This window comes from Streptomyces sp. NPDC051921, from assembly GCF_040680975.1.
GTDB lineage: Bacteria > Actinomycetota > Actinomycetes > Streptomycetales > Streptomycetaceae > Streptomyces.
This window is the reverse complement of record NZ_JBFAXU010000018.1, coordinates 52798-66611: the sequence shown is the minus strand read 5'-3', so window position 1 is coordinate 66611 and position 13814 is coordinate 52798. Positions and strand designations below refer to the sequence as shown.

Annotated in this window: 14 protein-coding genes; 7 read left to right on the top strand and 7 right to left on the bottom strand. The window is 71.0% G+C overall.

What is annotated here, in order from left to right; all coding sequences use genetic code 11:
• The first annotated feature begins 30 nt into the window (after positions 1 to 30).
• Both ftsH and folE read left to right on the top strand, forming a co-directional pair.
• Entirely contained in the window at positions 31 to 2055 is a 2025-nt protein-coding gene (gene ftsH, locus AB0M16_RS23505) for an ATP-dependent zinc metalloprotease FtsH (RefSeq protein ID WP_365345947.1), read from the top strand.
• Between the two features lie 100 nt (positions 2056 to 2155).
• The gene (gene folE, locus AB0M16_RS23500; RefSeq protein WP_365345945.1) at positions 2156 to 2761 is read left to right on the top strand and encodes a GTP cyclohydrolase I FolE; all 606 of its coding nucleotides are present in this window, start codon (positions 2156 to 2158) and stop codon (positions 2759 to 2761) included.
• Positions 2762 to 2893: 132 nt separating this feature from the next.
• On the opposite strand, the gene AB0M16_RS23495 is transcribed toward folE, so the two are convergent.
• The 6 genes from AB0M16_RS23495 to AB0M16_RS23470 all read right to left on the bottom strand — a co-directional run bounded on the left by AB0M16_RS23495 (position 2894) and on the right by AB0M16_RS23470 (position 7751).
• A complete protein-coding gene (locus AB0M16_RS23495; protein WP_365345943.1) occupies positions 2894 to 3382 on the bottom strand; it encodes a DUF3180 domain-containing protein in 489 nt (162 codons plus the stop codon).
• Between the two features lie 61 nt (positions 3383 to 3443).
• Positions 3444 to 4043 carry a 2-amino-4-hydroxy-6-hydroxymethyldihydropteridine diphosphokinase gene (folK, locus tag AB0M16_RS23490; RefSeq protein ID WP_365345941.1) on the bottom strand — a complete coding sequence of 200 codons (600 nt, stop codon included), beginning with the start codon at positions 4041 to 4043 and terminating at the stop codon, positions 3444 to 3446.
• A complete protein-coding gene (gene folB, locus AB0M16_RS23485; RefSeq protein ID WP_365345939.1) occupies positions 4040 to 4399 on the bottom strand; it encodes a dihydroneopterin aldolase in 360 nt (119 codons plus the stop codon). The genes folK and folB overlap by 4 nt, the downstream gene beginning before the upstream one ends.
• 121 nt (positions 4400 to 4520) lie before the next feature.
• Positions 4521 to 4985, bottom strand: a complete 465-nt coding sequence (locus AB0M16_RS23480; protein WP_365345937.1) for a nuclear transport factor 2 family protein — start codon at positions 4983 to 4985, stop codon at positions 4521 to 4523.
• Positions 4982 to 5842, bottom strand: a complete 861-nt coding sequence (gene folP, locus AB0M16_RS23475) for a dihydropteroate synthase (RefSeq protein WP_365345935.1) — start codon at positions 5840 to 5842, stop codon at positions 4982 to 4984. Before folP ends, AB0M16_RS23480 begins: the two co-directional genes overlap by 4 nt.
• A gap of 67 nt (positions 5843 to 5909) precedes the next feature.
• Positions 5910 to 7751: a phosphatidylglycerol lysyltransferase domain-containing protein gene (locus tag AB0M16_RS23470; RefSeq protein ID WP_365345933.1), complete on the bottom strand. Its 1842-nt coding sequence runs from the start codon at positions 7749 to 7751 to the stop codon at positions 5910 to 5912.
• 172 nt (positions 7752 to 7923) lie between these two features.
• Here AB0M16_RS23470 and AB0M16_RS23465 point away from each other — a divergent pair, with 172 nt between their 5' ends.
• On the top strand, positions 7924 to 9036 hold the full coding sequence (locus tag AB0M16_RS23465) for an alpha/beta hydrolase-fold protein (RefSeq protein ID WP_365345931.1): 1113 nt from the start codon (positions 7924 to 7926) through the stop codon (positions 9034 to 9036).
• Here the strand turns inward: AB0M16_RS23465 and AB0M16_RS23460 are convergent.
• The gene (locus tag AB0M16_RS23460; protein ID WP_365345929.1) at positions 9023 to 10036 is read right to left on the bottom strand and encodes an ATP-binding cassette domain-containing protein; all 1014 of its coding nucleotides are present in this window, start codon (positions 10034 to 10036) and stop codon (positions 9023 to 9025) included. The genes AB0M16_RS23465 and AB0M16_RS23460 overlap by 14 nt on opposite strands.
• A 141-nt stretch (positions 10037 to 10177) precedes the next feature.
• Between AB0M16_RS23460 and AB0M16_RS23455 the strand changes: the two genes are divergently transcribed.
• The 4 genes from AB0M16_RS23455 to AB0M16_RS23440 all read left to right on the top strand — a co-directional run bounded on the left by AB0M16_RS23455 (position 10178) and on the right by AB0M16_RS23440 (position 13783).
• Positions 10178 to 10867: an ABC transporter permease gene (locus AB0M16_RS23455; RefSeq protein ID WP_365345927.1), complete on the top strand. Its 690-nt coding sequence runs from the start codon at positions 10178 to 10180 to the stop codon at positions 10865 to 10867.
• A 1-nt stretch (position 10868) separates the two neighbouring features.
• Positions 10869 to 11534, top strand: coding sequence for an ABC transporter permease (locus AB0M16_RS23450; protein WP_365345925.1), 666 nt, complete (start codon positions 10869 to 10871; stop codon positions 11532 to 11534).
• 15 nt (positions 11535 to 11549) lie between these two features.
• Positions 11550 to 12539 carry an ABC transporter substrate-binding protein gene (locus AB0M16_RS23445; protein WP_365345923.1) on the top strand — a complete coding sequence of 330 codons (990 nt, stop codon included), beginning with the start codon at positions 11550 to 11552 and terminating at the stop codon, positions 12537 to 12539.
• A 131-nt stretch (positions 12540 to 12670) separates the two neighbouring features.
• Entirely contained in the window at positions 12671 to 13783 is a 1113-nt protein-coding gene (locus AB0M16_RS23440; RefSeq protein ID WP_365345921.1) for a hypothetical protein, read from the top strand.
• Positions 13784 to 13814: the final 31 nt, after the last annotated feature.

The window sequence follows — 13814 nt, the reverse complement described above, 5'->3', positions numbered from 1 at the left end:
GGGACGGGGCGTCTTGTACGCCCCGTATGGATGGACGTGAAGCGATACTTCCGCGGGCCGGTCATGTGGATCGTGCTGGCCGTCCTCGCCGTGGTCGTGCTGATGCAGGTCGTCGGCTCGTCCGAGGGCTACAAGACGGTGGACACCGGCAAGGTCGTCCAGGCGATCGACAAGAACCAGGTCAAATCCGCACAGCTCACCACCGGTGACGAGCAGGTCATCAAGATCACGCTCGTCGACGGCCAGAAGATCGACAAGAGCGGCAAGGTCCAGGCCAGCTACATCGGCACCCAGGGCGCAGACCTGGCCGACAAGCTGCAGGAGAAGTTCGAGGCCGGGCAGATCGAGGGCGGCTACACCGTCTCCCCGACGAAGCAGTCCCCGTTCGTCTCGGTCCTGCTCTCCCTGCTGCCCTTCGTCCTCATCGTGGTCGTCTTCCTCTTCCTGATGAACCAGATGCAGGGCGGCGGCTCCCGCGTCATGAACTTCGGGAAGTCCAAGGCCAAGCTCATCACCAAGGACACCCCCAAGACGACCTTCGCCGACGTCGCAGGCTCGGACGAGGCGGTCGAGGAACTCCACGAGATCAAGGAATTCCTCCAGGAGCCGGCCAAGTTCCAGGCCGTCGGCGCCAAGATCCCCAAGGGCGTGCTGCTCTACGGCCCGCCCGGAACCGGCAAGACCCTCCTCGCGCGCGCCGTCGCCGGCGAAGCCGGGGTGCCGTTCTACTCGATCTCCGGCTCCGACTTCGTCGAAATGTTCGTGGGTGTCGGCGCCAGCCGCGTCCGCGACCTCTTCGAGCAGGCCAAGGCCAACGCCCCGGCCATCGTCTTCGTCGACGAGATCGACGCGGTCGGCCGCCACCGCGGCGCCGGCCTCGGCGGCGGCCACGACGAGCGCGAGCAGACCCTCAACCAGCTGCTCGTCGAGATGGACGGCTTCGACGTCAAGGGCGGCGTCATCCTGATCGCCGCCACCAACCGGCCCGACATCCTCGACCCCGCCCTCCTGCGCCCCGGCCGCTTCGACCGCCAGATCGCCGTCGACCGCCCGGACATGCAGGGCCGCCTGGAGATCCTCAAGGTCCACCAGAAGGGCAAGCCGGTCGCCCCGGACGTCGACCTCGGCGCCGTCGCCCGGCGCACCCCCGGCTTCACCGGCGCCGACCTGTCCAACGTCCTGAACGAAGCGGCCCTCCTGACCGCCCGCTCGGACAAGAAGCTCATCGACAACAAGGCGCTGGACGAGGCGATCGACCGCGTGGTCGCGGGCCCGCAGAAGCGGACCCGGATCATGTCGGACAAGGAGAAGAAGATCACCGCGTACCACGAGGGCGGCCACGCCCTGGTCGCGGCGGCCTCGCCGAACTCCGACCCGGTCCACAAGATCACGATCCTGTCCCGCGGACGGGCCCTGGGCTACACCATGGTCCTCCCCGACGAGGACAAGTACTCGACCACGCGCAACGAGATGCTCGACCAGCTTGCCTACATGCTGGGCGGCCGCGCCGCCGAGGAACTGGTCTTCCACGACCCGACCACCGGCGCCGCGAACGACATCGAGAAGGCCACCGCCACGGCCCGCGCGATGGTCACCCAGTACGGCATGACCGAGCGGCTCGGCGCCATCAAGTTCGGCGGCGACAACACCGAGCCCTTCCTCGGCCGTGAGATGGCCCACCAGCGCGACTACTCGGAAGAGGTCGCCGCGCTGGTCGACGAAGAGGTCAAGAAGCTCATCGAGACCGCGCACAACGAGGCGTGGGAGATCCTCGTCGAGAACCGAGACGTCCTCGACAACCTCGTCCTGGCCCTCCTGGAGAAGGAGACCCTGGGCAAGGAGGAGATCGCCGAGATCTTCGCCCCCATCGTCAAGCGCCCGGCCCGCCCGGCCTGGACCGGCTCGGCCCGCCGCACGCCGTCCACGCGCCCGCCGGTGCTCTCCCCGAAGGAGCTGGCCCTGACCAACAGCGCCAACGGCTCCTCCTCGGCGACCACCCCGGTGGACACGACGAAGGCCATCGAGGTGGCCCCGGAGGACACCCCGGAGCCGTAGGCTCCGTAGGCCCGGAATGGAAGCCGCGCCCCCACAGGTTCTAGCCTGTGGGGGCGCGGCTTTTTTCGCGCCGTGTTCAGACAGACGGAACGAGGCACACATGACCGACCCGGTGACGCTGGACGGCGAGGGCACGATCGGCGAGTTCGACGAGAAGCGCGCAGAGAACGCCGTACGTGAGCTCCTCATCGCGGTCGGCGAGGACCCGGACCGCGAGGGTCTCAGGGAGACGCCGGCGCGTGTGGCGCGGGCGTACAAGGAGCTTTTCGCGGGCTTGTGGCAGAAGCCCGAGGACGTCCTCACGACGACGTTCGACCTCGGACACGACGAAATGGTGCTCGTGAAGGATATCGAACTGGTGTCCCAATGCGAACATCACCTTCTGCCATTCCATGGCGTAGCGCACATTGGATACATTCCGGCCGAAACGGGCAAAATTACCGGCCTGTCGAAGCTCGCTCGTCTGGTCGACGTGTTTGCTCGCCGCCCTCAGGTCCAGGAGCGCCTGACGACGCAGATCGCCGACTCGTTGATGAAGATCCTCGACGCTCGCGGCGCGATCGTCGTGATCGAAGCCGAGCACATGTGCATGGCCGTGCGCGGCGTCCGTAAGCCGGGTGCGAAGACGACGACCTCGGCAGTGCGTGGGCAACTTCGTGACGCCACTACGCGAGCCGAGGCGATGTCCCTGATATTGGCCCGCTAGCAGCGAGCCGTCCGCGTGCCCCATACCGTCCCCGATCAGTGGAGTCGACCGCTGATCAGGGGGATCGGTGTGGGGCACGGGCGTTCCGGGTGGTGGGCACCTCGTGCGTGAGCCCTGGTAGCCGGTCGGGGGCTACGAGACCGGGGCGCGGCCCGGGCCGTTGTGGTCCTCGTCCTCGGGGAGCTTGCAGACGTGTTCCAGGAAGAGGGCGGCGGCGATGACGCCGATGCCGGCGAGGACCGAGAAGCCGGCGTAGATGGCCTGGTCGCGGCGGGCGGGGACGTCGAGGGAGCCGAGGAGGAAAACGCCTGTGCCGCCGTACAGGCCGGCGACCAGGGCAGCGACGAGGGCGCTGGCCTGGCCGAAGACGACGGCTCGGGCGGCCATCAGGGGTTCGACGCCCTTGGCGCCGGGGCGGCGCTCGCGCTGGGCCTTGAGGCGGGCGCGCAGCGAGAGGGCCGTGGCGGTGAGGATGACGGCGATGGCCGCGAGGACGATGGGGGCTGCGAGCGGCACGCTGGGCAGCGTGCCGACGGAGTCCCAGAGCCGCGCGGCGCCCCAGGAGAGGACGCCGGCCGCGATGAACAGTCCGGCGAGCACCTTGAGCCGCAGTTGTTTCACCGGGTGTCGTCCTTCGTCTGGTCCGAGCGCCTGTCCGTGCTGTCTCTGAGGAGCCTAACGACTACTCGGGGAGTCGGAGTTCCAGGTCGGTGCGCGCCTTGACTCCCTCGTGGCCGAGGGCGGCGAGGAGGTCGGTGACGGTGCCGTGGCCGGGGAGCTGGGCCTCGGGGTCGACGTCGTGCCAGGGGGCGAGGACGAAGGCGCGCTGGTGGGCGCGCGGGTGGGGCAGGGTGAGGACGGGGTCGTCGGAGACGACTTCGGCGTAGGTGATGATGTCGACGTCGATGGTGCGGGCGCCCCAGCGCTCTTCGCGGACGCGGTGGAAGGCTTCTTCGACGGCGTGCGCCCGTTCCAGGAGGGAGGCCGGGGGCAGGGTGGTCTTCACGAGGACGACGGCGTTGAGGTAGGAGGGCTGGGAGTCGGGTTCGACGCCCCAGGGCTCCGTCTCGTAGACGGGGGAGACGGCCTTGACGCGGAGGCCGGGGGTGTCTTCGAGGGCGTCGACGGCGCCCTGGAGGGTCTCCAGGCGGTTGCCGAGGTTGGCGCCGAGGGCGAGGACGGCCCATTTGGGGTTGGAGAGGGTGACGTCGGCCGCGTCGACGGCGGCGGTCACGGCCGCCGGTACGGGCTGTACGGTCGGATCGCTGTGCTGGGGCTTCATGCGCGGCTCCGGGTGATGGTGATGGTCACGTCGTCGAAGGGGACGGTGATGGGCGCGTCCGGCTTGTGGACGACGACCTCGACCTCCTGGACGCCGGCGTGCTTGAGGCACTGCTGGGCGATCCGCTCCGCGAGGGTTTCGATGAGGTCCACCGGTTCGCCCTGGACGACGTCTACGACCTCTTCGGCGACCACGCCGTAGTGCACGGTCTTCGTCAGGTCGTCGGCGGCGGCGGCGGCGCGGGTGTCGAGGCCGAGGGTGAGGTCGACGATGAACGTCTGTCCTTCTTCCCTTTCCTTGGGGAAGACGCCGTGGTGCCCTCGGGCCTTGAGGCCGCGCAGCGCGACACGATCCACGCGAATCACTCCTGCTGTCGTAGTTCGGGTGGCCACGCAGCCGGGTGCGGACGGCCGGGTGTCCAGCATCGAATCTACCTGCGGGCACCGACGGCCGGGGCGGGGGCTCGGTCGGGTCGGCTCAGTCGGTGGTCTCCTCGTCGTCGCCGGTGTCGGTCTCGGGGATCACCGGTGAGCCGTGGTGGGACCAGATGCGCCACCCTTCCGACGTGCGGCGGAACACGTTGGTGGCGACGACGAGCTGTCCGACGAGGGGGCCGAGCGAGGCGCCGTCCTCGGCCGGTCCGCCGCTGAGGATGTTCTCGGTGCACGTGACGACCGCCACGTCGTCGGCGAGGGAGATCTCGACGTCGGTGAGGAAGAACTGGATGTAGTCGGTGTTCGCCATGATCAGGGCGTACGAGCGGAGTACTTCGCCGCGGCCGGTGAGGACGGGCCAGCCGGGGTGGACGCAGGAGATCTCGGTGGCGCCGTCGTCGAGCCACAGTTCGGTGATGCCGTCGAAGTCTCCCTGTTCCATCGCCTCGTAGAAGGCGGTGTTGGCGGCTTCGACGGCCGCGCGGTCGGCTTGGCGGGCGCGGGTCACCTGGCTCCCTCGACGGCTCTGGCGACCCGTACGGCGTCGGCGGTGGCGCGGACCTCGTGGACGCGGACGGCCCAGGCGCCTTCGTGGGCGGCGAGGGCGGAGACGGCGGCGGTGGCGGCGTCGCGTTCGCGGGCGGGGGGCGGGGCGGCGCCGTCGTGGGCGAGGACGTGGCCGAGGAAGCGCTTGCGGGAGGCGGCGACGAGCAGGGGGCGGCCGAGGGCGCGCAGCTGGGGGAGGTGGGCGACGAGGGCGAGGTCGTGGGGGGCGAGTTTGGCGAAGCCGAGGCCGGGGTCGAGGACGATGCGCTCCGGGGCGACGCCGCCGTCGATGACGGCTTCCATGCGGGTGCGGAGTTCGGTGACGACTTCGTCGACGACGTCGTCGTAGACGGCGAGGCTGTTCATGTTCTCGCTGAAGCCGCGCCAGTGCATGACGACGAAGGGGACCTGGGCGGTGGCGACGGTGGGGACCATCTGTGGGTCGGCGAGGCCGCCGCTGACGTCGTTGACGAGGGTGGCGCCGGCGTCGACGGCGCGGGCGGCGACGGTGGCGCGCATGGTGTCGACGGAGACGGTGACGCCTTCGGCGGCGAGGCCGCGGACGACGGGGACGACGCGGCGGAGTTCTTCTTCCTCGTCGACGCGGGTGGCGCCGGGGCGGGTGGATTCGCCGCCGACGTCGACGAGGTCGGCGCCTTGGGCGACGAGGTCGAGGCCGTGTTTGACGGCGGCCGTGGTGTCGAACCAGCGGCCGCCGTCGGAGAAGGAGTCGGGGGTCACGTTGACCACGCCCATGACCGCGCAGCGGTCCCACTCCGGCAGGCCGAGCGCCGTGCCCCGGTCGATCGTCGTACTCATGCGTCCAGCGTAGGGCCCGGTGTGCGGATCGGGCGCCCGCGGGGCGGGGCCCCGTGGGCGCCCGGGGTCATGCCGCGCGGACCTCGTGCTCGGCCTGGGACGGGACGATGTGGGCGCAGGGGCGGGGGGTGGTGGTGCGGGTGCGGCGGGTGAGGGGGCGGGGCAGGGAGAGGGTCACGAATCCTTCGGCCTGCATGGCGGCGAAGCCGATGCGGGGGAGGTCGCGGCTTTTGCGGTAGACGACGAAGCGGGGTTCCCAGCGGGGCTGGAACTTGGCGTTGAACTTGTAGAGGGACTCGATCTGGAACCAGCGGGAGAGGAAGACGAGGAGTCCGCGCCAGACGCGGAGGACGGGGCCGGCGCCGATCTTCTCGCCGCGGGCGAGGGCCGCGCGGAACATGGCGAAGTTGAGGGAGACCCGCTCGATGCCGAGGCGGGGGGCGTTCTGCAGGGCGGCGACGATCAGCAGCTCGTTCATGCCGGGGTCGGCGCTGCGGTCGCGGCGCATGAGTTCCAGGGAGATGCCGTCGGTGCCCCAGGGGACGAAGTGGATGATCGCCTTCAGGTCGCCGTAGGGGGAGTCGGCGTTCTCGGGGTCGTCCTTGTGGGCGGTCGCTATGACCGCGTCGCCGTCGCCGGGGTCGCCGATGCGGCCGAGGGCCATGGAGAAGCCGCGCTCGGTGTCGGTGCCGCGCCAGTCCTCGGCGGCGCGGTGGATGCGGGCGAGTTCGCCGTCGCTGAGGTCGGCGACGCGGCGCACTTTGGTGGTGTAGCCGTTGCGTTCGATGCGCTTGACCATTTGGCGGACGTTGCGCATGGCGCGGCCGGAGAGGGAGAAGTCGGAGACGTCGACGATCGCCTCGTCGCCGAGTTCGAGGGCGTCGAGGCCGGTTTCGCGGGTCCAGACCTGGCCGCCGGTCTCGGAGCAGCCCATGACGGCGGGGGTCCAGGAGTGGGCCTTGGCCTCGTCCATGAAGCGTTCGATGGCGCCGGGCCAGGCTTCGACGTCGCCGATGGGGTCGCCGCTGGCGAGCATGACGCCGGAGACGACGCGGTAGCAGACGGCGGCTTTGCCGCTGGGGGAGAAGACGACGCCCTTGTCGCGGCGGAGTGCGAAGTGGCCGAGGGAGTCGCGGGCGCCGTGCTTGTGGAGGAGGGCGCGGAGTTTGGTCTCGTCGTCCTCGGTGAGCCGGGCGGCGGGGTGTTCGGGTCGGAAGGCGAAGTAGATGGTGGTGAGGGCGGTCAGCATGCCGAGGGCGCCGAGCGAGTAGCCGACGGTCCAGTCGACGCCGCCGGTGTAGCCGACGGGGCCTTCGATGCCGAAGAGGCCGTACAGGACGTGCTCGAGGCGGTCGGCGAGGCTGGGGCTGCCGACGATGCGGCGCGGGTGGGCGCTGACGATGACGAGGCCGAGGGTGAGGGATCCGGCGCCCATGAGGACGAAGTTGGCGAGGGCGCGCCAGCGGCTGCGGGGGTCGGGCAGGGCCGCGAACTGGTCCCGGTGGCGTACCAGCAGGGTCAGCAGGACGAGTGAGAGGACGGCGCCGGTGACGGAGTGGCGCCAGACGAACTGGGCGACGGCGCCGAGGGGCAGCAGGACCACTGCGGCTCGCCAGGCGCGGCGCTTGTTGCGCTTGAGGCCGTGGGCGAGGAGCAGCAGGAGGACGCCGGCGCTGAGTGAGAGGGCTGCCGAGAGCGGCCCGAGCGTGCCGGGGAGCACCTCGGCGACGGCGTGCATGCGGCTGGCGCGGAACCGCGGGAAGACTCCTGCGGCGATGTCGATCAGGCCGATCAGTGTGCAGGCCGTTCCGACGAGCGCGGGGACCCTTTCGGGTCGGGGTCCGCGCAGAATCTGGCGTACTCGATCCGGAACCGATCCGGATTTGTCCCCATCTACCGTGACAGACATCGCTTCCCGTGCTTCCCGTGGCTCCGCGAAAGATCGTTGATCCGGCTGGGCCACGCTGGTCGGGCGGGCGTGCCGGAGGTTTGCGCCTTCTAGGACGGAGCAGCGATGTGGCGGGTTCACTCCCCGTCAGGGAAATCTCAGGGAAATTCCAGGAAGAGAGCTCGGACGTCTCATGGGTCTCACCAGCAACAAGGTCCTCGCGCTGGCGGTCACGCTGGCCGTGGTGCTGTTCGTCGCGACGATCTGGCTGTGGCCCAGGCTCGCGCGCGGCGGCTGGAAGTCCGTCCTGGGGCGGGTCGGGCTCCTGCTCGCCACCCAGGTGGCGCTGTTCGCCTCGGTGGGTCTCGCCGCGAACAACTCCTTCCTCTTCTACGGCTCGTGGGCCGACCTGTTCGGGCAGGAGCAGGACATGGGTGTGGTGGTGGACCACTCCGCCGGCTCCAAGGACGTCAAGGTCGTCGGCACCCAGGCGCTCGACGTGCCGGGCGGCGGCCGTCCCTCGATCGGCGGACAGATACAGAAGGTCGTCGTGGCGGGCGAGAAGTCCAAGATCGACTCGTCGGCGTACGTGTACCTGCCGCCGGAGTACTTCCAGAGCCGGTACGCGAAGTCCACCTTCCCCGCCTCCGTGGTGCTGACCGGCTACCCGGGTACGGCGGAGAACCTGCTGAAGGGCCTGAAGTACCCGAAGACGGCCTACCAGCAGGCCAAGGACAAGAAGATGCAGCCGATGATCCTCGTGATGCTGCGGCCGACCGTGGCGCCGCCGCGGGACACCGAGTGCGTCGACGTCCCGGGTGGCCCGCAGACCGAGACCTTCTTCGCCGAGGACCTGCCGAAGGCCATCTCGCAGACCTACCGGGTGGGGACGAAGGCGCGGAACTGGGGCTTCATGGGGAACTCGACCGGCGGCTACTGCGCCCTGAAGATCGCGCTGCACCACCCGGACCGGTTCGCGGCGGGCGCGGGCTTCTCCGCGTACTACAAGGCGGCCGACGACGTGACGACCGGCGACCTGTTCCAGGGCGACAAGGCGGCGAAGAAGCGGGCCGACCTGCTGTGGAGCCTGGAGCACCTGCCGCAGGGCAACTCGTCGTTCCTGGTGACGACGTCGAAGCGCGGCGAGGGGAACCTCAAGGGGACGCAGGCCTTCATCAAGAAGGTGAAGGCCCCGGCCCGGGTCTCCTCGATCACGCTGGAGAGCGGCGGCCACAACTTCAACACCTGGAACCGGGAGATCCCGCCGGGCCTGGTGTGGATGAGCGGCCGGCTCAGCGCGAGCTGACCGCCTCGCCCGCGGGGCTCGCGCCGCCCGCCGGACCCGCCTGCCCCTGGGGGCTCGTACGGCGCAGGGCGCGGTGGACGCCCGCGGTGGTGAGCGAGCCGAGCACGCGGCCCGGGTCGTCGGGCGCGTGCACCGCGATCCGGCCGCCGTCGTGCTGGAGGAGCGCGGCGAGGGCGTCCTTCAGGGAGGCGCCGAGCGGCACGGCCGGATCCGCGCCCCCGGCGGGCTCCTCCAGGTCGGCCTCGGTGACGGGGGTGACGGCGAGCCGCTTGAGGCCGCGGTCCGCGCCGACGAAGCCGGCGACGTACGGCGTGGCGGGGGCGCCGAGCACGGTGGCGGGGGTGTCGAACTGCTCGATGCGGCCCTGCCCGTAGACGGCGATGCGGTCGCCGAGCCGCACGGCCTCCTCCAGGTCGTGCGTGACGAGCAGCACCGTCTTGCGCACGGTGGCCTGCAGGTTCAGGAACTCGGTCTGGAGCCGCTCGCGCACCACGGGGTCGACCGCTCCGAAGGGTTCGTCCATGAGCAGGACCGGCGGGTCGGCGGCGAGTGCGCGGGCCACGCCGACGCGCTGGCGCTGGCCGCCGGAGAGCTGCTCGGGATAGCGGTGGCCGTACGTCCCGGGGTCGAGCCCGACCAGGTCGAGGAGCTCCGCGGCGCGCTCCCTGGCCTCGGCCCTCTTCCAGCCGAGCAGGGCCGGCACGGTGGCCGTGTTGTCGAGGACGGTCCGGTGCGGGAAGAGCCCGACCTGCTGGATCACGTAGCCGATCGTGCGGCGCAGCCGGACCGGGTCGACCGAGGCGACGTCCTCGCCGCCGAGCAGGACGCGGCCCCCGGTGGGTTCGACGAGCCGGTTCACCATCTTCATCGTGGTCGTCTTGCCGCAGCCGGACGGGCCGACGAGCGTGACCAACTCGCCCTCGGCGACCTCGAAGGAGAGGTCGTCGACGGCGGTGGTGCCGTCCGCGTAGCGCTTGGTCACGTGCTCGAACCGGATCATGGTTCCCCATTCTGACCCTTCGCGGTCCCGCTTGTGTGAAGGAAGTATTGCCAGAGCGTGGCGGTCCCCGGCGATTGTCGGCGGCGGGGGTTAGGGTCGCCAGACAGATGTTCGGAGGCGCGTGGCGAAGGGGGGTTGCGCATGGCCGCGGCGAACTGCCTGGTGACGAACGACTGGATCTGCGGGGAGTATCTGCGCACCCGTGCCCAGGAGTTGACCGACGCCACCCTCCAGCATGTGGGAATCACCGTGGTGTCCGTGCTCCTCGGGCTGGTCGTCGCCTTTCCGCTCGCCCTGCTCGTACGGGCCAGACCGCGATTCTCCGGCCCGGTCCTCGGACTCACCACCCTGCTCTACACGATCCCCTCGCTCGCGATGTTCTCGCTGCTGCTGCCCTTCCTCGGGCTGTCCTCCGCGCTCGTCGTGACCGGCCTCGTGCTGTACTCGCTGACGATCCTGGTGCGCGGCGTCCTGGCCGGCCTCGCGGCCGTGCCCGAGGACACCAAGGAGGCCGCCCGCGGCATGGGGTACGGATCGGGCCGGATACTCTGGGAGGTCGAGCTCCCGCTCGCGCTGCCGGCGTTGATGGCCGGCCTGCGGATGGCGACGGTCTCCACGATCGCGCTCACCACCGTCGGCTCCATCGTCGGCCGCGGCGGCCTCGGCAATCTGATCGAGGACGCGCTGCCCACCTTCTTCAAGGCCCAGGTGCTCGCCGCCTCCGTGCTCTGTGTGCTCCTCGCGATCGCCGCCGACCTGCTGCTCCTCGGTCTCCAGCGGCTCCTGACGCCCTGGACGCGGATACGCGCCGAGCGGGCGGGAGGGGCCTGACGTGAACGTCGTCGCGGATGCCTGGTCCTGGCTGGCCACCGGCGCCAACTGGTCGGGCGAGAGCGGGGTATGGCACCGGCTGGCGGAGCACCTGTACGTGAGCGGCACCGCCCTGCTCCTGGCCTGTGCCCTCGCCCTGCCGCTCGGCCTGTGGCTCGGGCACCTGGGCAGGGGCGGCGCGCTCGCGGTCAACATCTCCAACGCGGGCCGGGCGATCCCCGTCTTCGCGGTCCTCGCCCTGTTCATGGTCTCGCCGCTGCGCAACGCCGGGTACGTGCCGACGGTGATCGCGCTCGTGCTGTTCGCGACACCGCCGCTGCTCACCCACGCCTACGTGGGCGTACGGGAGGTCGACCGCGCGGTCGTCGAGGCCGCCCGTGGCATGGGGATGTCGGGCGTCCAGCTCTTCCGGGGAGTCGAACTGCCCCTCGCCCGGCCGATGCTGATGACGGGTCTGCGTTCGGCGGCGGTGCAGGTGGTCGCCACCGCGACGATCGCCGCCATGGTCGGCCAGGGCGGCCTCGGCCGGATCATCACCGCCGGGTTCAACACGTACAACACACCGCAGGTGGTCGCGGGCGCCGTGCTCGTGGCCCTGCTCGCCCTCCTCGTGGAGGCGCTCCTCGTGGCCGCGGACCGGCTCCTCGGCCGCGGGGTCCCGCGGTGACGGACGACGACTGAGATGGGTGATCTTGTGAGCAGGACCTCGCGCATCGCGAGTGCGGCACTGGCTGTGGCGGCGCTGACGGTCTCACTGTCCGCGTGCGGCGGCGACAGCCTGGAGAAGGCGAAGGACGGCGGCGCGGACGCCGGCGCGGGAGGGGCGAAGGGCTCGGTCGTCGTCGGTGCGGCGGCGTTCACCGAGTCGAAGATCCTCGCCGAGCTCTACGCGCAGGTCCTCGACGACGCCGGATACGCGGCGAGCGTCACGACCGTGAAGAATCGCGAGCTCTACGAACCGTCCCTGGAGAAGGGCGAGATCGACGTCGTGGCGGAATACGCGGCGACACTCGCCGAATTCCTCAACGCGAAGGTCAACGGGCCGAAGGCGCCCGAGGAGAAGCCGGTCGCGTCAGGAGACCCGGCCGCCACCGCGGAGGCGCTGAAGAAGCTCGCCGAGCCGCGCGGGCTGAAGGTGCTCGCGGTCGGCTCGGCGGTCGACCAGAACGCGTTCGCGGTGAGCCGGGAATTCGCGGAGAAGAACAAGCTGAAGACGCTTTCCGATCTCGGCCGGGCGAAGCTCAAGGTGAAGATCGCGGCCGGCGACGAATGCGAGATCCGGCCCTTCTGCGCCCCGGGTCTGAAGAAGACCTACGGGATCGACGTGACCGGCGTCGACCCCAAGGGCGTGGGCACCCCGCAGGCGAAGCAGGCCGTCAAGGACGGGGTCGACCAGCTCGTCCTCACCACCACGACGGACGCCACCGTCGAGTCCTACGGACTCGTCTTCCTCGACGACGACAAGAAGCTGCAGAACGCGGACAACGTCCTGCCCGTCGTCAATGCCGCGGACGCCGGTTCGCCCGACATAGCGGCCGCGCTCGACAAGATCACCAAGGTCCTGACGACGGCGGATCTCGCCGAACTCAACCGGAAGGTCGATGCCGAGCGGGCGAAGCCGGAGGACGTGGCGAAGGCCTATCTGGAGTCGAAGGGGCTGCTCAAGAAGTAGGCGCCGGGTAAGGGGAGTCGGCCGGGCCCCGTCCGGGAATGGGGACGGCCCGCTCGCCTACGGCGAGAACTCGCCAAGAGATTGCCGGGCCGACCCCCCATTCGGCGCCTACGCACGGTAAATTTCAGGCCATGCCACGTGGACGTCACCGCCATTCCCCGCCTCTGCACAAGCTCCTGCCGCCCTCGGCGGTCGCCGGGGCGTCGGTCGTGTGTGCCGCGGCCGCCTGGCTGCTCGGTGATCCCATGGCGCTGCGGCTGCTCGTCGCCGCCGCGGCGGCCTCGGCCGTCACCGGCGCCGTCCTCATGCGCAGTTGGGACCGGAGCGCCGGCCGCCAGGTCGCCGAGCTGACCCGGGCCCGCGCTGCGGACCAGTGGAAGACCGAGGAGCGGATCGCCGAGCTGGAGTCCGATCTGGAGGAGTCGCGCGAGCTGCGCACCCGCCTCGACGCCAAGCTGCGCGCCAAGCGCGTCGAGCTGGCCGGCCTCCGCAGCGAGCACGCCGACCTGCTGCGCCGCTACGCCACGGCGGAGACCGAGCGTGCCAGCGCCCTGGAGGGCCGCCGCATGCTCGCCCTGGAGTCGAGCGCGGCGACCGAGACCAAGGCGCTGCCCGCGGCCGGCTCCACGCCGACCCCGGAGTCCTACCGCCGGGCGGCGGAGGCGCTGCGCAACCTGGCGGCGAGGGCGGAGGAGCAGCCGGAGCCGGAGCCCGGGCCGGAGTCGGCGCCCGCGCCGGAGTCCGAGGCCGAGCCCGCGCCCAAGGCCGAGATCGAGACCAGGCCCAAGGGCGAGGTGGCGCCCGTCGAGGCCGCGCCCGGCGCGCCGGGCGCGTCCGGCAACCCTGCCCAGGCCCAGGCCCGGGCCGAGGCTGATGCCCAGGCCCAGGCCGAGGCTGATGCCCCGGCCCAGGACGAGGCCCAGCACACCAAGGCCGCCGCCATGCGGCACGTGCCCGCCGCGGCCGCGATCGTCCCGTACGCCGCGCGCCGGCAGGTCGCGCGCCCCGCGGGCGGCTTCGACTACTTCGGCACGCACGGCGCGCAGAGCGCGAAGAAGGCCGCGGCCGCCATCGAGGCCGTGCAGGACGCGGACCTCGCCGACGTCGTGGGCGAGGAGGTCCTCGCGGCCGCCGCCCGGCGCCCCGCCGAGCAGCGGGTGATCGGCCAGGTCATCGACCTGACGGCGCACGACGAGACGGAGCAGCTCGACGTGGCGGAGCTGCGCGGCGCGGTCAACTCGTAGCGGGCCCGGGGCGACGAAGGCGAGAAAGCCG

Bases quoted from the DNA above. Each gene is read 5' to 3' on its own strand.
- ftsH (WP_365345947.1), top strand. From the start codon at position 31: ATGGACGTGAAGCGATACTTCCGCGGGCCGGTCATGTGGATCGTGCTG.
- AB0M16_RS23470 (WP_365345933.1), bottom strand. From the start codon at position 7,751: ATGTCTGTCACGGTAGATGGGGACAAATCCGGATCGGTTCCGGATCGA.
- AB0M16_RS23465 (WP_365345931.1), top strand. From the start codon at position 7,924: ATGGGTCTCACCAGCAACAAGGTCCTCGCGCTGGCGGTCACGCTGGCC.
- AB0M16_RS23460 (WP_365345929.1), bottom strand. From the start codon at position 10,036: ATGATCCGGTTCGAGCACGTGACCAAGCGCTACGCGGACGGCACCACC.
- AB0M16_RS23445 (WP_365345923.1), top strand. From the start codon at position 11,550: ATGGGTGATCTTGTGAGCAGGACCTCGCGCATCGCGAGTGCGGCACTG.
- folK (WP_365345941.1), bottom strand. From the start codon at position 4,043: ATGAAGCCCCAGCACAGCGATCCGACCGTACAGCCCGTACCGGCGGCC.
- AB0M16_RS23440 (WP_365345921.1), top strand. From the start codon at position 12,671: ATGCCACGTGGACGTCACCGCCATTCCCCGCCTCTGCACAAGCTCCTG.
- folE (WP_365345945.1), top strand. From the start codon at position 2,156: ATGACCGACCCGGTGACGCTGGACGGCGAGGGCACGATCGGCGAGTTC.
- AB0M16_RS23455 (WP_365345927.1), top strand. From the start codon at position 10,178: ATGGCCGCGGCGAACTGCCTGGTGACGAACGACTGGATCTGCGGGGAG.
- folP (WP_365345935.1), bottom strand. From the start codon at position 5,842: ATGAGTACGACGATCGACCGGGGCACGGCGCTCGGCCTGCCGGAGTGG.